Genomic DNA, 24,801 nt, shown 5'->3' on the forward strand with positions numbered 1-24,801 from the left:
GTAATCATGGATAGAAATTCCATCACGGGTATTGTATTAATTATGGGTATGCTGTTAGGCTACCAATATTTCTTTGCCCCTAAAGAGGTTCCTGCGGTAAAAGCAAAAGTGGTAACTCAAAAAACCATTATCCCTAAGGATACTGCCAAAATAGTACCGATTGATTCTAGCATTAAGCAAGAACAAATCTTTACCTTAGAGAACAAGGATATCATCGTTAAGGTATCTTCTAAAGGTGCTAAGCTAGTAACTGTTCAATTAAAGAACTACAAAACCTATGCTAACTTTAATGTCGGAAAATCAGACGGCTTGTATTTGTACAACACTGCATCAGATGAATTTAGCATTGAATTACCCACTGCTGCAGGAAAGGTTAAAGTGGCAAATCTCGACTTCAAAGGGGTTCAAACAGGTAATAAAGTAACTTTCTCTGGGGCTTTAGCTAATGGGCAAATCATTTCATCTAGCTATACTTTACCTGAATCAGGTTTCCTGGTAGACTACCAATTAGATGCTAAATCAGTGACCTTAACGGGCGGCGACTATTTCATTCATTGGAAAGAGCAAGTTCATCAATCAGAGAAAGATATTACCGAAGAGCGTAAAGCTACTATTAATTATTTATTGACCGAAGATGAGGAATTTGATTACCTATCAGAAAACCCTAGCTCCGTAACGAATGAGAATTTAGATCAAAGCACTAAGTGGATTAGTTTTAAAAAGAAGTATTTTTTAACGGGATTAATTCCACAGGGGTTCAATTTCAAGTCTGCAGCTTTAACAGCAACGCCTAATTTGACAGATTCTGTCAATATTAAAACCTTAGATGCGCAGATTATTGCTTCAGCACAAGATTTAGGAGCTGGAAAATCAAACTTCACTTTCTACTTTGGACCTAATGACTATTCGATTGTTAATAAGGTTGAGGCACCTAATTTTGGTAAGAACGTCAAACTAAGTTATGATTTCTTATTGCCGATTACGAAATACATTTTCGTTCCATTATTCGGATTCCTAGAAAGTTTGTTTTCGAATTACGGTTTGTTAATTGTTGTTTTAGTCTTAATCATCAAGACCGCATTATTGCCCTTAACGTATAAATCTTACGTCTCTATGGCTAAGACGCGTATTTTAGCTCCTGAAATCGCGGCGATTAAAGAAAAGATCGGGGATGATGCAGCGCGCGTTCAGCAAGAAACCATGAAATTATACGGCGAGGTGGGTGTGAATCCATTAAGCGGATGTATTCCCGTATTAGCGACGATGCCTGTTTTAATGGCGGTATTCATGTTATTCCCTAATTTGATTAACCTACGCCAAGAATCATTCTTATGGGCCAACGATTTATCTACGTATGATTCATTCTTAAATCTACCATTCAACATTCCGTTCTATGGTTCACATGTTAGTTTATTCTGTTTGTTAATGACAGTTTCACAGCTAGCTTACGGTTATTATAACAACCAAATTACACCAGATCAACCGGGTCAACCGATCAACATGAAAATGATGGCCTATGTTACGCCAGTTATCTTCATGTTCGTAATGAACTCCTTCCCTGCTGGGCTAAGTTTCTACTATTTCGTATCGAACTTAGTAACGATCGGTCAACAACTAGCGATCCGTAAATTTGTGAACGAAGATAAGATCAAAGCTTTATTAGACGAAAATCGCAAGAAAATCGCCGCTGGAGGAGGTCCTAAGAAATCTAAGTTCTCTCAATACCTTCAAACACAATTGAAGACTATGGAAGAGCAACAAAAAACTACCGCTAAAAATCCGAAGAAGAAATAAGATGACTACCCTAAGCGCAGCCTATTTTGAGAAAGCCAAAGAATTAATTCCAGGTGGAGTTAACTCTCCTGTTCGTGCCTTCAAATCAGTAGGAGGAAATCCTGTGTTTATCAAATCAGCTAAAGGAGCTTATTTACATGATGTTGATGGTAATTCCTATATTGATCTAATTGGTTCTTGGGGACCTATGCTCTTCGGACAAGCACATCCGGGAATTGAAGAGGCTGTTCGTGGAGCCTTAAGTAATGGATTTTCTTTTGGTGCTCCTACCTATAACGAGGTATTGATCGCAGAGAAAATCATCTCCATGATTCCTTCCGTTGAAAAGGTTCGTTTAGTGAATTCTGGAACGGAAGCAACGATGGCGGCCATTCGCTTAGCTAGAGCTTACACAAAACGGGATAAGATCATTAAAATGGAAGGCTGTTACCATGGTCATGGGGATTCTTTCCTAATTGCGGCTGGTTCTGGCGTTGCCACCTTAGGAACCCCAGATAGTCCAGGAGTGACCGTTTCAACCGCTAGAGATACCTTAACGGCTGTATATAACGATTTAGAAAGCTTAGAGAACCTTTTCAAAGCTAATCCAACTGAAGTAGCCGCAATCATCGTTGAGCCTGTTGTGGGTAATATGGGATTAGTTATACCCCAAGAAGGTTATTTAGAAGCTGTTCAGAAAATGTGCCAACAATACGGGGCCTTACTTATATTCGACGAAGTGATGACGGGATTCCGTCTATCAGCAGCCGGATACCAAGGACTGGCTGGAATTCAACCTGATTTAACCACCTTAGGAAAAATTATCGGTGGAGGACTTCCGGTAGGTGCCTATGGCGGCAAAGCTGAGATCATGGATATGATAGCTCCTGCTGGTCCTGTTTACCAAGCGGGAACGCTTTCAGGAAATCCATTAGCAACGACGGCAGGTTTAGCCATGCTAAACCTAATAACCGAAAATCCGGGAGTATATGCCGCTCTAGAGCAGCGGGGTTCAGCCTTAAAAGAAGCTTTAAGTGCAGATTTGAAGACATTAGGTCTTAATTATACCATTAACCAAATCGGCTCCATGTTTACTTTGTTTTTTACTGACAAAGCCGTAAACAATTTTAGTGATGCTAAAACATCAGATACGGCCCTATTTGGTAAGTATTTTAAAGGTATGCTGGACAAAGGTATCTATTTACCTCCCTCTCAATACGAATCGTGGTTCTTATCAGCTGCCTTAGGGGATTCTGAATACGATCAAATCATTTCAGCTAGCAAAGAAACACTTCGTTCCTTATAAGATGAAAGCGCCAGCCTACAGCCTGATTATTCCTGTTTATAACCGTCCACAAGAGTTGGATGAGCTATTAGGCTGTATTCAATCACAGGAATTCAAAGATTTTGAAGTGGTCGTTATTGAAGATGGATCAACAGAAGATGCTTCCGCCGTTATTGAAAAATATAAAGAGGCATTCTCCTTAGCTTATTATGTCAAAGAAAATGGAGGACAAGGTTTTGCGAGAAATTATGCATTTGAGCGTGCCAAAGGAGATTACTTCATCATTCTCGATTCAGACGCACTTTTAGAGCCCAGCTATTTAACGGAAGTAGACAAAGCGGTGAAAGCAGAAGGATTAGACTTATTTGGAGGACCAGATCAGGATCATCCTAGCTTCACTCCCATCCAAAAAGCCATCAGCTATTCCATGACCTCTTTCTTTACCACTGGAGGTATTCGAGGAAAAGAAAAAAACATCGGAGGCCAATTCCATCCCCGCAGTTTCAATATGGGTATTTCCCGAAAAGTATATGAAGCGACAGGAGGATTTAAAATCACCCGAATGGGCGAAGACATTGAATTCAGTATTCGGTGCATTTCACTCGGATTTAAATCAGGCCTAATCTCTAAAGCCTTCATCTACCATAAACGCAGAACGGACTTTAGGCAATTCTATAAACAATTGCATTTCTTCGGACGAGCGCGAATCAACATTAGTCGATTCTTTCCAAAAGAGCTAAAAGCGGTACATTTCTTCCCATTCTTATTCTTTAGTTATTACGTACTAACCGGAATTGCGCTTTTAGCTATTCCCGTATATGGATTGATCTTATTATCGGGAATAATTACGTATGGTCTTTTGATCTTTATAGCCGCCTTAATTAGCACGAGAAGTATCAAAATCGCTATACTTTCCATCTTTGCCGCGAATATTCAACTATTTGCCTACGGCAAAGGATTCGCCGAAGAAGGCTTGAAAAAAATACTTAATAATAGAGCTACTTAGCTAAGTAGTTTTGGACATAATCCTTCACCCCTTCTTCTAGGCTCGTGAATTCTTTCGTAAAACCTATAGCACGCAATTTAGCCATATTGGCTTCTGTGAAATACTGGTATTTGTCTCGTATATCAGCAGGAGTATCGATGTAATGGATGCTTGGTACTAATCCCAAAGCTGCGAAAGTAGCTTTCCCCAAATCATTAAATGATCTAGCTTTCCCTGTACCTAAATTATAGATTCCTGAATTCTTACGATGTTCCATTAAGAAAACACACACGTCGATTAAATCTTTCACATAAATGAAATCCCGCATCTGTTCCCCATCTTTAAAATCATCCCGGTGAGATTTGAATAATTTAAGTGCCCCGTTTGCTTGAATTTGACGATAGGCATGCCAAATAACCGACGCCATCCGCCCTTTGTGGTATTCATTAGGTCCATAGACGTTAAAAAACTTCAAACCAGCAAAGAAGAATGGCTTCTTCTCTTGCTGTAAAGCCCAGATATCGAAGTCATTCTTTGAATCTCCATAGGGATTCAAGGGTTTCAAGGCAGGAATTACCGATTCGTTATCGTCATAGCCTAATTCGCCTAAACCATAGGTGGCCGCTGAACTAGCATAGACTAAGGGAATTTGGTAAGCCACGCAGGCATTCCAAACCTTCTTAGAATAATCTAAATTGAGTTCATCAAAAATTTTGGTATCAAACTCTGTGGTATCAGTCCTGGCCCCAATGTGAAATAAGAATTCCACTTCTCGGTTATTTTTCTCTAACCAAGAAAATAGATCCTTGCGATCAACCCGCTCCATGATAGACTTTCCCTCTAAATTTCGATTCTTATCCGCATTCGAAAAATCATCCACCGCAATAATGTAACGAAACTTTAATTCATTTAACTTCTGAATTAAACAACTTCCAATAAAGCCTGCGGCGCCAGTAACAATGATCATATGGGTAGTATTTAAATACAAATTTACACAGATTCCCGGAAGGTTTATTAACTTTGTACAATAATTGGAACTCTGCTATTGTTTTCCCAGGGTCCCTCCATCAAAACTGAAAACAATGGTACACGTCATCCGTAAGGAACATTTTAACGCAGCGCATCGCTTATTCAATCCAGCCTGGACAGAAGAAAAGAATTTCGAAGTATTTGGCCCTTGTGCTAATAACAACTGGCATGGTCACAATTTTGAATTGATCGTAACAGTCAAAGGCATACCTGATCCTGACACCGGATTTGTATATGATCTCAAGCAATTAGGAGATTTAATTAAAGCTGAAATTATCGATAAGGTCGACCATAAAAATCTAAATTTAGATGTGGATTTCATGCTAGGTAAATTAGCGAGTTGTGAGATTCTTGTGATGGAATTTTGGAAGATTCTAGCGCCTAAAATAAAGGAGACATCTACTTCAGCCACTCTACATAAAATTCACTTAATCGAAACGAATAAAAATTCGGTCGAATACTTCGGAGAATAAGTATGAAATACTTCATCCTAGCAGGAGAAAAATCAGGGGATCTACACGGATCAAATCTAATTCAGGAAATCAAAAAACTGGATAATGAAGCCCTGATCCAAGCCTGGGGTGGGGATTCAATGGAAAACCAAGGTGCGCAAATACTGATACACCATAATCAACTTGCGATTATGGGCATTTTAGGTGTTATACAGAATATTCAACGATTAAAAGGACTTTTCAAGACCTTTGGTGAACAAATAGAAGCCTTTCAACCAGATGCCATTATCTTTATTGATTACGGTGGATTCAATTTAAAGGCGGCTAAAATAGCTAAGAAAAAAGGGTTTCAAACCCACTTCTACATTGCGCCTAAAGTTTGGGCTTGGAATAAAGGTCGCGTAGAAGAACTTAAAAAATGGATAGATCACCTCTATGTCATCTTCCCTTTCGAGCTCAAGCTATTTAGTGACGCTGGAATCCCTACTACTTATGTAGGTAACCCGCTTCAAGATGCGATCCAGGCATTTGTTCCTAACGAGCTGTTCAGCCTAAAAGGTCAAAAATACATTGCCTTATTAGCAGGAAGCAGAAAACAAGAAATCAAGACAGCCTTACCCCTATTCGAACAATTAGCGAAAGCTAACCCTGATTTGTCGTTTGTTATCGCAGGAATTTCAGATTGGAAAGAGTTATACCAAACAAAAATCCCAGTTCTATTTGATCAAACCTATGATGTGGTACAACAAGCCGAACTGGCAATTGTCACTTCGGGGACCGCTACATTAGAAACAGCACTATTAAATACACCACAGATTGTGGTGTATAAGACGGATTGGGTATTTTATTCTTTGGCAAAAATCGTGATTCAGATCAAGTACATCTCTCTAGTCAACATCATATTAGATAAACTAGCGGTTCCTGAATTAATTCAAGCCAAATTCTCTGTAGACCACATGACAGCCTGGATGAGAGACTTGTTAACTAAAGGGGCCACTTACTCACAACAAAAGGAAGATTATAAAAAACTCCAATTCTTAGTAGGAAACGCAGGTGCCTCTAAAAAAACAGCGGAATTAATCTATTCAGCAGCTTCAGCTAAATAATTCTTAATCCACGATTTTTGAACACCCGGAATCGATTGATAATAACGCGCGATATCCAATTTGTCTTTTTGGAAATCACCCGTCGTATAATACGGCTCTCTTATTTTAATTTCCTTATTCACAAAGTCAAAACCAATCATGATTAAAGGAACTTTAGCGCCATCTGCGATATAATAAAACCCCGTTTTTAATTCTTGAACATCTTTACGCGTTCCTTCCGGCGCTAATACGGCATAAAAGGAATCCTTGGAATTATAAATATCTACTATCGCATCGACTAAGTTAGATTTCGTTCCCCGATTTACTGGATAACCGCCTAACCACGAAAATATCCCTCCAAAAGGTCCTTCAAAAAGCTCCTTCTTCCCCCAGAATAAAATAGGAATTTTAAGAAGAGAGCGAGCACCTAACCCTATGGGAAAATCCTTCCATGTAGCATGAGGGCAAACAATGACCAAAGCTTTCTTTAGATCACGCGGTACCTCCCCCACTAATTTCCAACCAGCTAACTTGAATAATAAATCAAAAATGGGACTACTAACTAACATAGGTATCTAAAATTTCTTGAATTTGACTGTAGGTACGGCTAGGATCAATTAAAAAGGAATCTATCCCCATTGATTTGGCAGCTTTAATATTAGCGACATTATCATCAAAAAACAATACCTCTTCAGGAGAAAATCCTTGTTCGTCCAAAACCTGTTGATAAATGGTGACATCTGGTTTCACTACACCCATTTCAAAAGAATAATAAACATGGTGAAATAGACTGAACAAGTTTTGGCCTTCGGGTCCTAAGGAAATTTTAGTAAATCGTGCTGCATGAATAGCACTCGTATTACTCAGTAAAATCAGGTGGAATTGTGAACGCAAAGACGCAATCCATTCATATACACCGGCATGGAAATCTAATAACAATGCAGAAAAAGCTTCATCAAACTCCTCATCAGAAATACGTAACTGAAGGCTTTCTCTTAAAAAATTCCTGAATTCCTGATCAGATTGCTTCCCAGACTCATAGGGAACCCATAACTGATGATCGGCTATGGCAGACGCTATTTCTGATGAACTAAAAGAAGAATACGCCGAAAATGCCTCGTAAGTCAAGGACAAATCGATGGGTAATAAGACATTACCTAAATCAAAAATGATCGCTTTAGGAGCAGCCATCTTATTCAATCACTTCTCCCATCGCTCCAAACTTATCAATACGCTGTGAAATACGCGTAGCAGGGTCAATGGCAGATAAAATAGCTAATTCCTTCTTAAGCACTTCTTTCAAAGTAGCAGCAGCTTCTTCCGGATGAAGATGTGCCCCACCTAAAGGCTCAGGAATGATACCATCAATTAATTTGTTTGCTAACATATCGTTAGCCGTTAATTTCAAGGCTTCAGCCGCTTGTTCTTTGTAATTCCAGCTTCTCCACAAAATAGAAGAACAAGACTCAGGGGAAATAACAGAATACCAAGTATTTTCCATCATTAAGACGCGATCACCCACAGCAATTCCTAAAGCACCACCAGAAGCTCCTTCGCCAATAATGACACAAATAACAGGTACTTTCAACATAAACATATCCCGAATATTGCGTGCAATCGCTTCGCCTTGACCTCTCTCTTCAGCCTCTAAACCAGGAAAAGCACCCGGCGTATCAATTAAGCAAACAATAGGCTTGTTAAATTTCTCAGCCATCTTCATCAAACGAAGCGCTTTTCTGTATCCTTCTGGATTAGGCATTCCAAAATTACGGTATTGACGTTCCTTCGTATTACGCCCTTTTTGCTGACCGATAAACATGACAGACATCTCCCCATCAATCGTTCCAAATCCACCTACCATCGCTTTATCATCTCCCACATTTCTATCTCCATGAATTTCGATAAATTCCTCACATAAATGCTCAATATAGTCAAATGTATAAGGACGATCCGGATGACGGGATAATTGTACTCGCTGCCAGCGGGTTAAATTAGAGAAGGTATCCTTTTTCAATTCTAAAATCTTTTCAGTCAATGATGCCACAGCAGCTGTCACATCGACATTATTTTCTAAAGCAAGCTTGCGCATCTCAATCAGTTTATCTTCAAGCTCTGCAATCGGCTTTTCAAATTCCAATAATGTTTTCATAAGGCGTAAATTTTAATACAAAAATAAAATTAAAGCTCGAAAGTGTCTTCCTTTTGAGGCAAAATAACGTCATTAAATCCTAATCCATTTAAGATAGACGCGAATTCAAGCATACTTTCTTCCTCGCCATGTGAGAGAAAAACCTTTTTAAGTTTAGACGGCTTCTGTTGCTTCACAAAATCTAAAAGACCCGTCTGATCCGCATGACCTGAAAACACATCAATTTTACGAATCTGAGCATTGACTTTATATTCGCGATCCTTCACTACGATCACGTCTGTACCTGCCAAAAGCTGTCTACCTAAGGTACCTTCCGCCGTGTAACCAATCAATAAAATGGTAGCGTAGGTATTAGAAATATTATCTGCAATATGTTGTTCCACGCGTCCACCAGAAATCATTCCTGATGAGGAGATAATAATGCAAGGCTCGCGGTAATTACGTACTGCTCTACTTTCTTTTTCTGTTTGAAGGAAAATCAAATTTTCTACATCAAATAACTCATCATTCTCCTTGTGGAACTCACGCGCCTCAGGATTTAAATAAGAAAGATATTTACTATAAATCTTCGTAGAACTACGGCCCATTGGGCTATCTGTAAAAACTCGAACAGCTGGGAAATTGCGTTCTTCAATTAGCTTATTAAGCGTATACAATACAGCTTGTGTTCTACCTACCGAGAAAGCAGGAATAACCAAACGACCTGGACGATCGATACAGGTTTCTTTAATAACTTTTCCCAAAGCATCCATCGGACTATCCTTATCCTCGTGAATTCGATTACCATAGGTCGTTTCACATACTAAATAATCCACTTCAGGGAAAGGCTGTGGATCGATGTGCAACGGATAATTAGCTCGACCGATATCACCGCTAAATCCAATCGTTTTAGTTTCACCTTTTTCTGTTACAGAAATCAATACGTGCGCTGCTCCTAGTAAGTGACCTGCAGGAACAAACGTAATTTCTAGACCAGGAAAAACGACGAACTTGCGATTGAATTGTAAGGTGACAAAATTGTCCATCGCATTCTCTACATCTTTTTGAAGATAGAGATCTCCTTTTCGAAGTAAGCGATCCATTTGTTTGTGTTTCTTACGACTATCCCCTTGCGCGGCGCGTAAACGCCTTAAATGAAGACTCGCGGAATCCATTAATAATAATTCTGCTAAATCTGCAGTGGGAGGTGTACAAAGAATTTGCCCCTCATATCCTTCCCGATAAAGCATCGGAATATTTCCAGAGTGATCAATGTGGGCGTGAGTAAGAATCACTAAATTAATGAGTGAAGCATCGAAAGGGAAAAAAGACTTTTGCTCCACCGGCTCATCGAAGTCGATTTTACGCTCCATGTCCGTTCCACAATCGATTAATATTTGATAGCCATCTTCCAGTTGTAGCAGGAACATACTTCCTGTTACCTGTCTAGCGGCTCCTAAAAAGGATAATTGCATAGAATAAAGAAAATAGGGGCTACAAGAGCCCCCTTTACCTTACAAAAATAAGAGTATTTTCTTAAAAATTACTTGCTATTAGCGAAATCCGATTGAATTTTATCTAATTCCTCCTTCGTATTTAAGCGATCAGAAATTAACGTGCGGTATCTAAACGTAACTGATTCACCTTTTTTCAAGGTTAAATTACGCTCATCCTTCCCATTACTGAATACCTTTGCACCCAATGGATTAACGGCAAATAAGCCATAACCACGAGAATGCCAATAACTTGGGTAAGAAACATTTGAGGGATGATCAAAAATGGTAACTGAAATGGAATGATTATCCATTTCACCATGCAAATTCATCCATTTAGCACGCGTACTCCAAACGGCCTCCCCTTTTACACCCTCAGAGCTCCAATAGTCACCATTCACACCCGTATTATCCATCACAGGTACTTTGGTCTCTATACCGTGCGCATCGGTAAATACATCCGGTTTATTGGAAGGAATTTCTAACTGACGTGCCACGCGAATGGCAAACATGCCATCTTTCACATCTTTAAATAAAACTTGGTCTGCAACAGCGGTTAATGTGGTAATACGATCTACTGTTCTTGAATCAGCCGTACCCGAAAAAACATAGGTTGTCTTTTCCTGCAAAACCTTTTGGCCTTTACCATCATTGTCTATCCAATCTGCTGATACTACTAAGGTTCCTGACTTAGTATCTTGCTTTACAATAGAAGAATGAACAATGGTTCCCATCTTATGATTCTGTAAAGAAGCAATGATATTAGTCGAATTGTTCCAATAGTCAAAACCATTCACATCTTCATAATTCAACCACATTCCGACATGATGCGGATGATCTACCCGTTCTCCAGCTCGTGGAGCCATCGGATATCCACGCGTAATTGTTGTTCCTTGAGCAGAGATCAAAGGGAACAAAACAGCCTTCTTTAAAATATCCTGACCAGGAAAAAAATAGGAAGTAAAGGGTTTTCCTCCAATCAAAACATCGACAGATGATTGACCATTTTTAAAAGTAACTGGAAGATTTTGGGCTATAGATGTGAAGCCTAAAAGACCTAAAAACAAAGTGAATAACTTTTTCATAGTGCTTATTAAATAAAATTCCGAAGGCCAAACGACCTTCGGAATCTAAATTAAGAAATCAAATTAATCTTAGTATCCTGAATTTTGAGGGAAACCTCCGTTTTCAGATAAATCAACTTGCTTTTGTGGAATTGGACGAACGTAGTGTCTGTCAGAAACCCCTACGGCTCCATCTGTGTTATAAAGTTTAACACGCTCCACTAAGTTGTTCCAACGCTTTAAGTCCATCCAGCGAGTTTGCTCTCCAGCTAGCTCACGAGCACGCTCTTCCATGATTAAGTTCATGTCTACTGAAGTAACTTTCATCGCATCTGCCTTACCAGCAGCTGCAGCACGAACACGTACCATATTGATGGCAGCTACTGCTTCCGCCTGCTTACCTAATTTGAATTGAGCTTCCGCTAACATCAAATACGTATCTGCTAAACGATGTACAAAATAGTCACGAGAACCATTTTCATACGTCATATCAGGACGAAGTGGATCGAAGAATTTCTTCAGGGTTGGGAACAAAGCAAAGTTGTATAAACTTGGAACTAATACTTGGTATTTCTTTGCAGCACGTTCTGCTAAAGACATCTCATACCCAGGAATGAAGATTGTCGTATCACCCGCTTTGTATGTTACTGTAGCCTTAGATCCGTCAAACGTGGTATTATAGGTACCAGGTTTATTCGATAACCACGTATCCTTGAACGTTTTATTGTAACGCGTATCATTTACTCGTTCAGCAAAAACTGTATTCAATAGATAAGGCGTAGGCTTCAAACGCTTGAATGGACGACCATTCACTACGTCACGCTGCATTCCAGGTTGAACATCATATTGCATACCAAAGTATAAGTGAAGCTTATTTCCTTGATTGTCAACAAAACCATTCGTTAATGGATCAGACGTATACTGTACAGAGAAAATGACTTCATCATTCACTTGGTTAGCTTGATCGAATACAGAAGCAAAATCAGGTAATAATTTAAACCCATAATTAGCAATTACTCCATTACACAAAGTAGCTGCATTTGCATAATCAGTCGCCTCTGCAAATTTAGAAGAAGCACGTGTTAAATACACTTTAGCTAACAAATTCTCAGCCGCTGGCTTAGTCGCGCGACCAAAATCTCCAGCCGCCTTTACTGCCGGTAAAGCTGGAATAGCCGCTAATAAATCAGCCTCTATTTGCTTGTAAACTGCTTGCTCTGTTGCTCTTGTAGCTGCCTTTGTAGGACCCGTCGTCTCCTTTAAACGAAGATCCAAAGGGCCGAACTGCTGCACTAGGATAAAATAATAGTGAGCGCGCAAATACTTCATTTCTGCTACACGAGTTGCTTTTACTGCATCAGTAACACCTGTAACAGCGGGAGCTCGATCAATAACCGCATTGATGGTATTAATTCCTTTGTACGTCTCATCCCACAATTGAGCTAAGATATCAACAGAAGAAGTTAATTGCGAATCATAAAAGTGAAATCCCTTATATGATCCATCGGCACCAGCACTATAAATATCCGTACCATACTCTGACATGGTTAATCCTCGCTCTGTTGCATAAAATGAACGGAGTGGAGTATAGGCAGCATTCGTAGCAGCTACGAATCCTGGAGTCGTAGCGATGTAATCGTTACTGATAGAAGAAACTACTGTTTCTTTCAGCAAGTCACTACATGAGGCTGTACCCAACATAATCGCTGAAGCAAAACCTACTATTTTTAATGAATTTTTGATATATAAACTTTTCATTATTTCAGGGATTAAAATTTAATATTTAAACCAAACGTAGAAACAGAAGTAGCCGGAGTTACATTGTTATCGACGTTACCATTTGATGTTTCTGGATCCACCCCATTCTCCTTCGAACGGTAGTTCGAGAAAATAAACGGTTGTTGAATACTTGCGAACAAACGTAGAGAAGAAAGACCTAATTTCTGAGCTGTTTTAGCTGGGAAACTATAACCTACGTTGATATTACGAACTTTGATGAAAGAACCATCATAGTACATAATCGCTGTATTGTACGCTGGGAACTCTTGGTTAAAGTTCGGACGAGGGTATCTTGCACCAGGGTTATTAGGTGTCCAGTAATCCACTTTAATTTGGTTGTAACGACCTTGTAGGTAGTTAGAGTTTTGGTGGAATCTGGAAACAATCATTTGTCCTTGACGTGTAAAGATGAAGAATGACAAGTCGAATCCTTTATAAGAGAAACGGTTTGTAATACCACCTGTCCAATTAGGAACATCAGAACCTAATAGAACACGATCATCTGCTGCAATCTTACCATCGTTATTTGTGTCTTTAACTTTAATTTGACCTACTGTAAAGCCCATTGCTTTCGCTTTATCAGCTTCAGCCGTTTGCCAGATACCAGCATATTCGTAATCAAAATAAGAGTTCAAAGGCTTACCAATAAACCAACGGTTACCTACGTCATCTTTTGCTCCATTGTATAGGGAAACAATTTCCTCCGTATTTTTATAAAATACGAAATCGGTGCTCCATTTAAATCCATTAGCCGCATCGATGTTATTCGTCGTTAATGAAAGTTCAATACCCCGGTTCATTGTCTCTCCTACGTTACGCGTAACGGCTGCGAAACCTGTTGAAGTAGGCAATTGATCAGATAATAATAAATCAGTTGTATTCGTCTGGTAGTATTCAGCAGAACCAGATACACGACCTCTCCATACAGAAAAATCAACACCAATGTTTTGAGAAGTTGAAGTTTCCCACTTCAAATCCGCATTACCAATGGTATTAGGACGGTATCCATAGGCAGCCGTGTTGTTCCAAGCATAAGAAGTACGACCTTCTAAACCTACCGTTTGGTACGGAGAAAGACCTTGGTTACCTACTTGCGCATAAGAAGCACGAACCTTTAATTCATCTAACCAAGTCAAATCCTTCATAAAGTTCTCTTGATGAACATTCCAACCTAGAGCCACCCCTGGGAAGTTACCCCACTTAGAGTTTTCACCAAAACGAGATGAACCATCACGACGAGCAGTCACTGTCAATAAATACTTGCCTTTGTAATCGTAGTTAATACGAGCCATATAAGAAGCAATCGTCCATTGAATTAGGTTAGAACCTACTCCTTGAATAGAAGAAGCATTACCTACGTTGTAGAATTGCTGCGTTTCTACTGGAACACCTAACACACTTTGCGTATACTGCTCAAAATTATCACGTTGCATAGATTGTAATAAAGTTACTCCTAAGTTGTGATCCTTGAATTGCTTGTTATACGTTAAGATATTTTCAATCGTATAGTTAAATCCAAAACGATTATCTGTCGTAGCCGTAGGGTTACCACCTTTAATATTATTTGTTAAAGCACCATAGAAACGACCATTACGAGAAATAGTAAAGTCTGGGCCAAAATTTACACGGTATTTCAAGCCTTTCGCTAATTCTAATTCAGCGTAAATACTATTGAACATTCGGTATTTCTTCGTCTCATCAACAACAGCACCTGGAACAATTTCATTCAAAGGGTTAGTTAATAAGGCATCATCTGTTTGTTGGAAGATCAAGTTACCGCTATCATCATACGCTTTCGCTAATGGATTTTGAGACATTAAGAAACCATATGGATTAATATTTGCACCATTCGTTTCAGCATACATTAAATATGATGACGCTCCTACTTTCAAACGCTTGTTCACTTGGTGATCCACGCTAGCACGGAAAGAATAACGCGTAAAATCTAATCCCTGAATGATACCCTTATCTTGGAAATAACCCGCATTAATAGAGAATTGCGTTTTATCATTACCACCTTGAACACCAATAGCATGGTTTTGCTGAACACCTTTTCTAACCATCATATCTTGGTAATCAAGTGAACGGCCTTTAGCAATACCATCTAATTCTACAGCTGTAAATAACTTAGAATCAGCAAAAGCATCCACAACACCAGTAGGAACAAGGTTCCCATTTGCATCTTTGTATGTACCAATCGTACGACGAGACTCACGCTTCATTTCAGCATATTCAGCACCCGTAAATAATTTGATTTTATCTAAGGATTGAGTAACCCCCACATAGGAGTCATAAGAAATAACCGTTTTACCATCCTTAGAACCACGTTTTGTCGTAATCAAGACAACTCCATTGGCACCACGCGCACCATAGATAGCTGTAGCTGTTGCATCTTTCAAGATTTCCATTGATGCTACATCATTCGGGTTCATATCTTCATAACCACCTGAAAGAGGAATACCATCCACTACATATAAAGGATCGTTACCCGCATTGAATGAACGACGACCACGAATTAAAACACGTGGAACCGTACCAGGCTTTGAACCCGATTGCGCTACGTCTACCCCCGCCACGCGACCTTGCATCGCTTGACCTAAGTTCGTGATAGGCATCTCGGTAATTTGTTTAGCAGTAACGGATGAAATAGCTCCCGTTAATTGGCTTTTCTTTTGCGTACCATAACCTACTACCACTACTTCTTGTAATGATTTCGTATCAGCACTTAATGCCACATTGATTTGTGTTTTAGAGCCTACTGAAACTTCTTGTGTGTTTGTTCCCACAGCTGAAAAAACTAAAACAGCGGAGTTACCTACTGTTATCTTGTAATTTCCATCCATGTCTGTAGAGGTCCCTTTAGAAGTACCCTTAACCGCAACACTTGCTCCTGGAATACCAGAACCATCATCAGATGATGTTACTTTACCTGAGACCGTCCGATCTTGGGCAAAAATTTGAATACTCAATAACAGCATTATACCGCTAAGGAGCACCTTGGAAAGTAATTTTTTTCTCATAGGTTAATTAAATTAAGTTGTTTGCAAAGTCATTTGTATCCTTTCCCACAAGGCTTTGCATTCTTGGTGAGATAGTTTTAAGGGTTTAATTGGGTACTTATTTACTATTTTTAATCTCTTGATCCAGCTCATTCTTTTCGATAACATTTCAATCTTATTAAGATTACATACCCCGAAAAGCAAAGAAACTATACGATTTACTCAAATTAATCTTACAATTATTCAATATTAACAAGCATAAGCCCGTACGCTCATTTGATCTTTCATTACACGTAGAGCACCAAAGATTAAATTGTAAACAGATTGAGGGTTAATATTCATTCTTTCCGAAATTTGATCTGTGTCCATATTCTCAAAATACTTCAAGGTAATGGCCTCTCTTTGGCGCTTACTTAATCTATTTAGACTCTGATACATAGAGGTATGTGACATTCGTTCCTCTTCAATCATGACTAATTGTCTTTCCGCAGAGGGCATATCTTCCATAAATTGGTATTTATAGGCCTCATGATGCGTTTGATTTTTCAATTGCGTCTCTAATTGGCGAACAATTTTACGCTTTATAGATGCCATTAAATAAAATTTGACGCTTGTGGTAGGACCTAAACTGGCATGATTTTTCCAAATCTCTACGAATAAATCGTGTAGGCAATCCTTTATAAGGTCCTTATCACTCGTAATCCCCATACAATAGGTATATAAAGGTTGAACAAAGTGCGAATACAATACGGCAAAGGCATTTTGATCTCCGGCCCTAAACTGATCCCAAACCTCTACTTCATTAATGGACTTCTTCATAAAAATGATCTAAAATTGTACAATAGCGATAAACATTATCATTTGTTATATACTACTCAGGGAATATAGACGATAATTGTATAAAAAATCAAAGAAAATATTTAATTTTTTTCCGTAAACGTTTACGGAAACGTTTACAATTAAAAAAAGTTCAAAAGACATCTGTCAAATCAGAGATTTTAATCGTTTCTTTGAATTTCTGATTAAAATCAGGAATTGCATTAAATCAATAAACACCTCTATGAATAAAAAATTAAATACCTTAGATGCCTCCATGTTAGTGATGGGATCGATGATAGGGTCAGGTATCTTCTTAGTTAGTTCAGAAGTAGCGAGATCAGTAGGCTCCCCTATTTATTGGATTGGAACGTGGCTTTTGACTGCTTTTTTAACCATTACTGGAGCTTATGCCTATGGAAAATTAAGCTCCGTTTTCCCTAAAACCGGAGGGCAGTACATCTATTTAAAGGAATCCTATAATTCATTAATTGGCTTTCTTTTCGGCTGGACCACCTTCTTAGTGATACAAACGGGTACTATTGCTGCAGTGGCTGTTGCTTTTGCTCGCTATGCCGGATTTATTTTTCCTGGTCTTTTGAACGATACGCCATTAGTAGGAGATTATATTACAACACAACAAATTTTAGCGGCAACGCTCATTGCACTACTTACTTATATCAATAGTAGAGGAGTTCAATTTGCCTCTTTAGTTCAAAACATCTTTACGATTACCAAAATTGGTGCCATCATCATCCTCATCATTATTGGTTTATATGTGGGCGTACAAAATGATTGGGTTCACTTTGAAGGATTCTTTGCTGAGCCATTCACTGTTGACACAACGAATAACACAATACATTCCATTGGGGGTTGGGAATTAGCCTCTCTATTCGGAGTGGCCATGATTGGGCCCTTGTTCTCTTCGTCCGCATGGAATAACGTAACATTTGCAAGTGCTGATTTTGAAGATCCTAAAAAAACGATTGCTAAAGGATTAGTGTATGGTTCGGCACTGGTGTGCCTATTGTATTTATTAACAAACATGGCTTACCTAAGCATTTTACCATTACAAGGAGAACTAGATGGCATCAATAGTTATGCGCGTGGAATTATGTTTGCGACGCAGGATCGCTTAGGAGCGGCCGCATTAGAGACCGTATTAGGCGGGATCGGCGCCTTAGTGATGGCGGTATTTATTATGATCTCTACTTTTGGATGTAACAACGGGATCATTTTAGCTGGGGGACGTTTATTCCAAGCGATGGCGAATGACCGTTTATTTTTTAAGAAAGCAGCTGAAACGAATGACAAGGATGTGCCAGTCTACTCATTAGGCATCCAAGGAATTTGGGCCATCCTATTGTGTTTCTCTGGATCTTATGGGGCGCTTTTAGACTTTACGGTATTTGCGATCTTAATCTTCTACTTCTTAACGGTAGCGTCCGTTTTCAAAACAAGAATCATGCAAAATGAATTACCCCTTTTACAAAAGGTGCTATTTAGTGGCTATTTAGTGTTATTGGTAGGAATCGCAGGAAACCTATTATGGGTAAAAACACTCTCCTCTTCCATTGGTTTAGGAATCGTACTTTTAGGCATTCCCTTCTATTTTGTGATGAAGAAAACTCAGAGCAATTGATTTGCTTTCATCCAGGTATTTAAACGATCGAACCACAAGTCCCCACTTGTGGTTTTATTGTTTAGTCCAAAACCGTGACCACCTTTTGCGTAAACGTGCAAATCAACAGGTACTTTATTCGCCGTTAATTTCTCTGCATAAAGTAGTGAGTTTTTCAAAGGGACTGCATTATCATCCGCCGCATGCACTATAAAAGCTTTAGGCGTTTGTACAGTTACTTGTTCTTCGTTTGAGAAAAGAGCTAAATCCGCTTCGCTAGGATTCTTTCCTAAGAGATTTTGGGAAGATCCACCATGTCCAAAAGAACGGACAGAGATTACAGGATATAATAAGATCGAAAAATCCGGTCTAAGGTTAGCACCAGCAAGTAAACCCGTATAATCTTTACTAAAGTGGGTAGATGCAGTCGCGGCTAAGTGCCCTCCGGCTGAGAAACCCATGATACCTACTTTGGCAGGATCCACATTCCATTTTGCAGCATTTGCACGAACTAATGCGATCGCAGATTGTGCATCTTGCAACGGTGCATACTTTTTCTCTACTTGTGCGGAATCAGAAGGTAAACGATAATACAACACTAGCGCAGAAACACCGATTTCATTGAATTTAGCGGCAATGTCATATCCTTCATGAGAGGAAGCTAAAATGCGGTATCCTCCGCCAGGACAAATCACCACGCAACTCGTCGGTTTAGTGAAACCTGGCGCTGGAAAGAATCGATAGGTAGGTATAGTCACCTCTGAAATGCGCTCAATACCATCTGCGCCTTTAGAGGCTTTTTGCTTATTCACTACGGGTTTTGAATTGGGAATACCAGCAGGATACAGAGGGAGGAAATCTTGTGCCATAATCGGTGAGGCAAAAAGAAGAAAGAGGACTAATTTTTTCATTTGGTTGAGGTCTTTTCCGTCGTAATTAACAAGACAGCGGATAATATCAAACTACTTGCGAACAACAATATACTACTTAAAGACTCACCTAGAATAATATTACCCAAAAACAACGCAATAATCGGATTCACATACGTGTAAGTGGAAACCAATGTGGCATCTAGGGCTTTGGACAAATAACCAAATAATCCAAAACCAACCATCGAACCAATAAGCGCTAAATAGATAAATACATATATAGCTTTCAATGGCAATTCAGAAATAACAACGGATTGTGCGTCACCCCGAAATAAAGCTATACCAAGCAGTATAAGTCCACCGGTTGTCATCTGAATCCCGCAAACCTGCGTAAAGTGATACGTATTCGCCTTCATAAACTGGATATAAAATACACCTAAATTCCAGGCAACTACTGCAATTAACAGAAAACCCATACCCCGGTAAAAGTCTATTTCCTTTCCCGGAATCGCTAAGTTTTTTTGAGAGGCTAATAAGATAATTCCCACAAAGCCAATCAAGGTTCCTAACAGCTTACGATTAGTGGGTTTTCGACCTGAAATCCAAAAGAAAATAATCAATAAAAGTGGTCCAACTGCCATAAAAACAGAGGATAATCCTGAGGGGATCGTTTGCCCAGCTAGGGCCATAAAACCATTACCTAACGTAATTAATAATACACCGGCTAAAAGATGTACTCCCCAGTGCTTAATAGGCAATTTCTTCCAATGTCCGCCTAGGAAAGACCACACTAAAAAGAGCAAACCAGCAACTAAATTTCGGGAAAAAGAGATAACTAAAGGGGGTAAAAATTCCAATAGGATTCGAACACTCAGAAAGGTGCTCCCCCAAATAAGGTATAGGCCTCCAAGCGCTAACATCGTCACCAGCGATATGGATTCCTTTTTATTCATCTTAATCTAATAAATCAGGTCTTCTAGTCTGCGTACGCAAAACGGCCTGCTCATGACGCCACTCTTCAATTTTCTTTTCGTGACCTGATAATAATACCTCAGGTACGTCCATCCCATCAAAACTAGCGGGACGAGTATACACAGGAGGCGCTAATAAACCATCTTGGAACGAATCCGTCAATGCTGAACTCTCATCCCCTATCGCGCCTGGAATCAAACGAATGATCGCATCAGCCGTCACAGCGGCTGCTAATTCCCCACCAGACAACACATAATCTCCTATCGAAATCTCCTTCGTTACATACTTCTCCCGTATGCGTTCGTCGATTCCTTTATAGTGACCACAAATAAATAATAGGTTTTCACCTAAGCTTAATTGATTCACTAAGCCTTGTTTTAAAACGATACCATCCGGACTAAAATAGATGATCTCATTATATTCGCGTTCAGACTTTAAGAATTCTATGCATTTTGACAAAGGCTCCACGGCCATCACCATGCCTGCCCCACCTCCAAACGGATAATCATCCACTTGTTTGTGCTTCTTCTCAGAAAAATCATGCAAATCATGAAATACCACTTCAACAAGCCCCGCCTTTGCAGCGCGCGCGCAGATAGAATGCTCAAAAAAGCTATTCATTAAAGCAGGAACTACAGAAATGATATCAATCCGCATCTTCTTGAGTATAAACTTCTAATAAACCATCCGGCAATATACTGTGAACGATTTGGTTCTTTTTATCCACTTTCGGGATAATGGCATCGATTAAGGGAATGAGTACTTCGTGGCTTTGGTAAATCATCACCACTACATCCTGTGCACCGGTACTATAAATCTCCTTCACGGTACCTAAGTCTCCTAAGTTTTTATCTACTACCTGATAACCAATTACCTCATGGTAATAAAACTGATCATCTTTTAATTTAGGCAAAGCAGAAAGAGGTAAAAATACCTTTAAGCCTACTAAATCCTTCGTAGCGTCTAACGAGTTAATCCCCTCCAAGGTGATCAAATTCAAATTATCTCGAATCTGAATATCCTCCACAAAATAGGGGACCATCTCGTTTCCTTGTTGTAAGAAAATAGCATCTAGATCCTCGTACTCATACGGATCATCTACATCTAAATAAAGGTGAAAGGCGCCTTTTAAACCATGCGGTTTAGAAAGGGTTCCTAATTCGAAATATTCAGTCTTTGCCATAGGTACAAAAAAAAATCATACAAACTTGAGAACAAATTTGTATGATTCTACATGAAATCAAAAATTATTCAGCTGCTGGAGCCTCTTCTGCTGCTTCTTCAGCTGCTGGAGCTTCTTCTACTGCAGGAGCTTCTTCAGCTACTACTTCTTCCACTACTGGTGCTTCTTCAACTGCTGCAGGAGCCTCAGCTACTACTTCGTCCACTTCTACACCTGTAGCTTCTTCTTCCGCTTCGTTGATAGCTTCTACTACGCTAGCTACTAAAGCTTCTTCAGCTACTTTGTTTTTTGCAGCAATATTTTCAGCACGAGCGCTAGATACTTTAGCCTCAGCTTCTAAACGAGCCGCCTTAGACTTCGCTTTAGACTGTTGTAAAGTAGTCGCTTTCGTTTGAATAGATACTTCTTTCTCTGCTTTCCAAGCCTCGAACTTCGCGTCTGCTTGTTCTTGCGTGATCGCACCTTTGTTCACACCTACTTGTAAGTGTTTTGCATACATAATTCCTTTGTTAGAAAGGATTGCACGAACTGTGTCAGTAGGTTGAGCACCGTTCAATACCCATTGTATTGCTTGTTTCTCGTTTAAAACGACAGTTGCTGGGTTGGTGTTAGGATTGTATGTTCCGATTTTTTCTACAAAACGTCCGTCACGTGGTGCACGAGCATCCGCAACTACAACATCGAACATTGCTAACTTTTTGCGTCCGCGACGCGCTAATCTGATTTTAACAGCCATTAGATATGGGTTTGTGAGGGATCTCGTCCCCCTGGTTTATAAATAGTCTGCAAAATTAAGTCTTTTTGCATTCATTTCAAACAAAGAAATAGAGAAAATAAACCGATAAGCCGAATTCTGTCAATGGTTGCCCACCGTCCTATCATTTATCTTCGATAAACATCACTGTTTACCTGTAGCAATCTACCCACTAGCATCGGACGAGCCACCCTTTTGCCTTGCGGCAGCTAGCCTATTTGATCTTGCAACGCGTGAGGTTTACCTAAGCCTGTTTTGTCACCAAAACAGCGGTGGGCTCTTACCCCACCTTTTCACCCTTACCCGAAGGCGGTAATTTTCTGTGGCACTTGCTGTTGAATCCGAAGATCCCCCTTCCAGTTAGGAAGCACGCTGCTCTTTGTTGTTCGGACTTTCCTCTTTAAAAAGCGATAGGATAGTCTATTTTCTCTAATGCAAAGGTAGGATTTTATTTGGCCAAAGACCAATTCCCCTCAAAAGCCCCCTCAAATAACACCGAGCTGCTATCGAAATAGATCTTTTGAAAACGAACGCGTCCATTTTTTGCCAGGGTAATCGAACTAGGAAGACGATTAAGAATTTGCTTCGACTGAAAACGGAAAGCTGCCGCCTGTGACTGCAATTTCTTTTGAATGCGTCCCTTAAATAAGGAAGCAAGAAAAGAAAGACCTTGAAGTCGTGTTTCCTTTAGCTGGATTCCCACGGAATTATCGGGATAAATCACAAAATCAAAATCGATAGCTAATTGAGATGATTTGCCTTTAAATTGAGCTAATTGAAAGCCTAAACCCTCTTTTTGGAACACAAATGCCCCATTTCCCTTCCAAGAAGGATTGCTCTCCTTAATGGCAGCGATTAATTCAGGGCCAGATAGTTGAAATTGAAAAGGAAGCATCGGCTTTCCAGCGCCCGGTAAATCCTTCACAGGAATGAACAAGGTCGAAGAATTGTTTTGACCCGAAACCACCTTAAAACCACCCATATACCTCAATTGACCTTTGATGCTAGTTTGCTCAAAACTCAAATCACGCAAATCCAAAGCAGAACTAGTCGCAGGTTCTATCCGGTATCCGGATGGCGAATCCGTAAAAAAGGATTCGAAGGCAAAAGGTTTCGTCGCTATTTTCTTGATCGAAGCATTTAATTGCTCTTGCATTTGAACTAAAATCAATGCTTTCTTTTGATTCAAGAGTTGATCCACAACTCCGGAAACATTGACCGGAAAGCCCATCACTTTCACCGAAGGTTTTTGGATCCATTGGTAGTCATAGGCCACTTCTTTGACTTGTAAGGAGTTAATGCTCGCCAGATTCCATTTCAATTGCACTTTCATCGCTAAATCACCCGAAACAGTACCAGCAGATATTCCGGCAAGTTCCGGTTTCGCCACCATCCTAACTGGCAAAGATAGACTTATGTAATCCTTTTGAATGGCTTGCAATTGAATAGGTGCTAATAATCGCACATCTAAAGGGAAATCAATCGTGGAAGAACCTGCTATATTTTGATAAAGTACAGAACCTGGCTTCAATTGACTTAAAGAAAATAAACTATCATAGGAAAGGGAAAAATCAATCGTAGTTAATCCAGACTTGATAGCAGGAAAGCGATCCACGTAAACAGACTTTTCGGCAATCTGCACGGGAACAATGGTCTTAGCACAAGAGGAGATAAAAACTAGAAGAAATAAAAGATAAATTCTCATAAAAAAAGAAGCCTCAATCTTAAACGAAAAGACTGAGGCCTAATTATGTTTACATACTAAACTAGGTTAATAAACCACCGTTTACTGAAATTACTTGACCCGTTACGTAAGACGACATATCTGAACCTAAGAACAAACAAACATCCGCTACTTCCGTAGCTTGTCCTCCCCTTTTCATTGGGATGGATTTTGTCCATTCTTCAATAGCGGCCTCGTTTAATTCCTCCGTCATCTCGGTTTCAATAAATCCAGGAGCAATGGCATTGCAACGAATATTACGAGAACCAAGTTCAAGTGCTACTGATTTTGTAAATCCAATAATACCAGCTTTAGAGGCTGCATAATTAGATTGACCTGCATTTCCTTTAATACCAACAATCGAAGTCATATTAATGATAGAGCCCGATTTAGCCTTCATCATTGGCTTCGTAACCGCCTTCGTTAAATTGAAAATTGATTTCAAATTAACACGAATTACTTCATCCCATTGCTCTTCAGACATACGCATTAACAAACCATCACGCGTAATCCCTGCATTATTGATTAATATATCAATCGTTCCAAAATCAGCTAACACATCTTCTACTAACTTCTCCGATTCCGTGTACGAAGAGGCATCTGAACGATAACCTTTGGCCGTAATACCAAAAGCAGCTAATTCCTGTTCTAATGCTTGACCCTTCTCTACGGAAGATAAATAAGTGAAAGCTACACTGGCGCCAGCTTTGGCAAAAGTTGTCGCAATAGCCCGACCGATACCGCGAGAGGCACCTGTCACTAAAACGACCTTGTTTTGTACTAATGACATA

22 protein-coding genes and 1 other RNA gene are annotated in these 24,801 nt (G+C 39.6%); 6 read left to right on the forward strand and 17 right to left on the reverse strand.

Annotated elements, in window-relative coordinates:
* Nucleotides 1-6: 6 nt before the first annotated feature.
* The 3 genes from yidC to EWU21_RS09635 are packed head-to-tail and all read left to right on the forward strand — an operon-like array spanning nt 7 to nt 4,064.
* Nucleotides 7-1,794 (forward strand): membrane protein insertase YidC, encoded by a 1,788-nt coding sequence (gene yidC, locus EWU21_RS09625; RefSeq protein ID WP_130896748.1) that lies wholly within the window; start codon nt 7-9, stop codon nt 1,792-1,794.
* A gap of 1 nt (nt 1,795) precedes the next feature.
* The gene (gene hemL / locus EWU21_RS09630; protein WP_130896749.1) at nt 1,796-3,079 is read left to right on the forward strand and encodes a glutamate-1-semialdehyde 2,1-aminomutase; all 1,284 of its coding nucleotides are present in this window, start codon (nt 1,796-1,798) and stop codon (nt 3,077-3,079) included.
* A gap of 1 nt (nt 3,080) precedes the next feature.
* Entirely contained in the window at nt 3,081-4,064 is a 984-nt protein-coding gene (locus tag EWU21_RS09635; protein ID WP_130896750.1) for a glycosyltransferase, read from the forward strand.
* On the opposite strand, the gene rfaD is transcribed toward EWU21_RS09635, so the two are convergent.
* Nucleotides 4,057-5,010: an ADP-glyceromanno-heptose 6-epimerase gene (gene rfaD / locus EWU21_RS09640; protein WP_130896751.1), complete on the reverse strand. Its 954-nt coding sequence runs from the start codon at nt 5,008-5,010 to the stop codon at nt 4,057-4,059. The two genes, EWU21_RS09635 and rfaD, sit on opposite strands and share 8 nt — an antisense overlap.
* Nucleotides 5,011-5,125: 115 nt before the next feature.
* Here rfaD and EWU21_RS09645 point away from each other — a divergent pair, with 115 nt between their 5' ends.
* Nucleotides 5,126-5,545: a 6-pyruvoyl trahydropterin synthase family protein gene (locus tag EWU21_RS09645; RefSeq protein ID WP_130896752.1), complete on the forward strand. Its 420-nt coding sequence runs from the start codon at nt 5,126-5,128 to the stop codon at nt 5,543-5,545.
* Between the two features lie 2 nt (nt 5,546-5,547).
* A complete protein-coding gene (lpxB, locus tag EWU21_RS09650) occupies nt 5,548-6,630 on the forward strand; it encodes a lipid-A-disaccharide synthase (protein ID WP_130896753.1) in 1,083 nt (360 codons plus the stop codon).
* Here the strand turns inward: lpxB and EWU21_RS09655 are convergent.
* The 8 genes from EWU21_RS09655 to EWU21_RS09690 all read right to left on the reverse strand — a co-directional run bounded on the left by EWU21_RS09655 (nt 6,606) and on the right by EWU21_RS09690 (nt 16,891).
* The gene (locus EWU21_RS09655; protein ID WP_130896754.1) at nt 6,606-7,178 is read right to left on the reverse strand and encodes a 1-acyl-sn-glycerol-3-phosphate acyltransferase; all 573 of its coding nucleotides are present in this window, start codon (nt 7,176-7,178) and stop codon (nt 6,606-6,608) included. The genes lpxB and EWU21_RS09655 overlap by 25 nt on opposite strands.
* A complete protein-coding gene (locus EWU21_RS09660; protein WP_130896755.1) occupies nt 7,168-7,800 on the reverse strand; it encodes an HAD family hydrolase in 633 nt (210 codons plus the stop codon). The genes EWU21_RS09655 and EWU21_RS09660 overlap by 11 nt, the downstream gene beginning before the upstream one ends.
* 1 nt (nt 7,801) lies before the next feature.
* Nucleotides 7,802-8,758: an acetyl-CoA carboxylase carboxyltransferase subunit alpha gene (locus EWU21_RS09665; RefSeq protein ID WP_130896756.1), complete on the reverse strand. Its 957-nt coding sequence runs from the start codon at nt 8,756-8,758 to the stop codon at nt 7,802-7,804.
* A 29-nt stretch (nt 8,759-8,787) separates the two neighbouring features.
* Nucleotides 8,788-10,212 carry an MBL fold metallo-hydrolase RNA specificity domain-containing protein gene (locus EWU21_RS09670; protein ID WP_130896757.1) on the reverse strand — a complete coding sequence of 475 codons (1,425 nt, stop codon included), beginning with the start codon at nt 10,210-10,212 and terminating at the stop codon, nt 8,788-8,790.
* Nucleotides 10,213-10,280: 68 nt separating this feature from the next.
* A complete protein-coding gene (locus EWU21_RS09675; protein ID WP_130896758.1) occupies nt 10,281-11,315 on the reverse strand; it encodes a DUF6807 domain-containing protein in 1,035 nt (344 codons plus the stop codon).
* A gap of 69 nt (nt 11,316-11,384) precedes the next feature.
* A complete protein-coding gene (locus EWU21_RS09680; protein ID WP_130896759.1) occupies nt 11,385-13,052 on the reverse strand; it encodes a RagB/SusD family nutrient uptake outer membrane protein in 1,668 nt (555 codons plus the stop codon).
* Between the two features lie 11 nt (nt 13,053-13,063).
* Nucleotides 13,064-16,051: a SusC/RagA family TonB-linked outer membrane protein gene (locus EWU21_RS09685; RefSeq protein ID WP_236633216.1), complete on the reverse strand. Its 2,988-nt coding sequence runs from the start codon at nt 16,049-16,051 to the stop codon at nt 13,064-13,066.
* A 270-nt stretch (nt 16,052-16,321) separates the two neighbouring features.
* Nucleotides 16,322-16,891 carry an RNA polymerase sigma factor gene (locus tag EWU21_RS09690; protein WP_130896761.1) on the reverse strand — a complete coding sequence of 190 codons (570 nt, stop codon included), beginning with the start codon at nt 16,889-16,891 and terminating at the stop codon, nt 16,322-16,324.
* 241 nt (nt 16,892-17,132) lie between these two features.
* Between EWU21_RS09690 and EWU21_RS09695 the strand changes: the two genes are divergently transcribed.
* Nucleotides 17,133-18,530, forward strand: coding sequence for an APC family permease (locus tag EWU21_RS09695; protein WP_130896762.1), 1,398 nt, complete (start codon nt 17,133-17,135; stop codon nt 18,528-18,530).
* On the opposite strand, the gene EWU21_RS09700 is transcribed toward EWU21_RS09695, so the two are convergent.
* From EWU21_RS09700 to fabG, 8 genes are all read right to left on the reverse strand, one after another.
* A complete protein-coding gene (locus EWU21_RS09700; RefSeq protein WP_130896763.1) occupies nt 18,518-19,420 on the reverse strand; it encodes an alpha/beta hydrolase in 903 nt (300 codons plus the stop codon). The genes EWU21_RS09695 and EWU21_RS09700 overlap by 13 nt on opposite strands.
* Entirely contained in the window at nt 19,417-20,331 is a 915-nt protein-coding gene (locus EWU21_RS09705; protein WP_130896764.1) for an EamA family transporter, read from the reverse strand. The genes EWU21_RS09700 and EWU21_RS09705 overlap by 4 nt, the downstream gene beginning before the upstream one ends.
* Nucleotide 20,332: 1 nt before the next feature.
* Nucleotides 20,333-21,007: a tRNA (guanosine(37)-N1)-methyltransferase TrmD gene (gene trmD / locus EWU21_RS09710; RefSeq protein ID WP_130896765.1), complete on the reverse strand. Its 675-nt coding sequence runs from the start codon at nt 21,005-21,007 to the stop codon at nt 20,333-20,335.
* Nucleotides 20,997-21,533, reverse strand: coding sequence for a ribosome maturation factor RimM (rimM, locus tag EWU21_RS09715; RefSeq protein ID WP_130896766.1), 537 nt, complete (start codon nt 21,531-21,533; stop codon nt 20,997-20,999). Before rimM ends, trmD begins: the two co-directional genes overlap by 11 nt.
* 64 nt (nt 21,534-21,597) lie before the next feature.
* Nucleotides 21,598-22,269 (reverse strand): 30S ribosomal protein S16, encoded by a 672-nt coding sequence (locus EWU21_RS09720; protein ID WP_130896767.1) that lies wholly within the window; start codon nt 22,267-22,269, stop codon nt 21,598-21,600.
* Between the two features lie 90 nt (nt 22,270-22,359).
* Nucleotides 22,360-22,714, reverse strand: an RNA gene (rnpB, locus tag EWU21_RS09725) — RNase P RNA component class A.
* Nucleotides 22,715-22,735: 21 nt separating this feature from the next.
* A complete protein-coding gene (locus EWU21_RS09730) occupies nt 22,736-23,992 on the reverse strand; it encodes a DUF4403 family protein (protein WP_130896768.1) in 1,257 nt (418 codons plus the stop codon).
* 61 nt (nt 23,993-24,053) lie between these two features.
* Nucleotides 24,054-24,800 (reverse strand): 3-oxoacyl-[acyl-carrier-protein] reductase, encoded by a 747-nt coding sequence (fabG, locus tag EWU21_RS09735; RefSeq protein WP_130896769.1) that lies wholly within the window; start codon nt 24,798-24,800, stop codon nt 24,054-24,056.
* Nucleotide 24,801: the final 1 nt, after the last annotated feature.

This window comes from Aquirufa antheringensis, assembly GCF_004307425.1.
Classification (GTDB): Bacteria; Bacteroidota; Bacteroidia; order Cytophagales; family Spirosomataceae; genus Aquirufa; species Aquirufa antheringensis.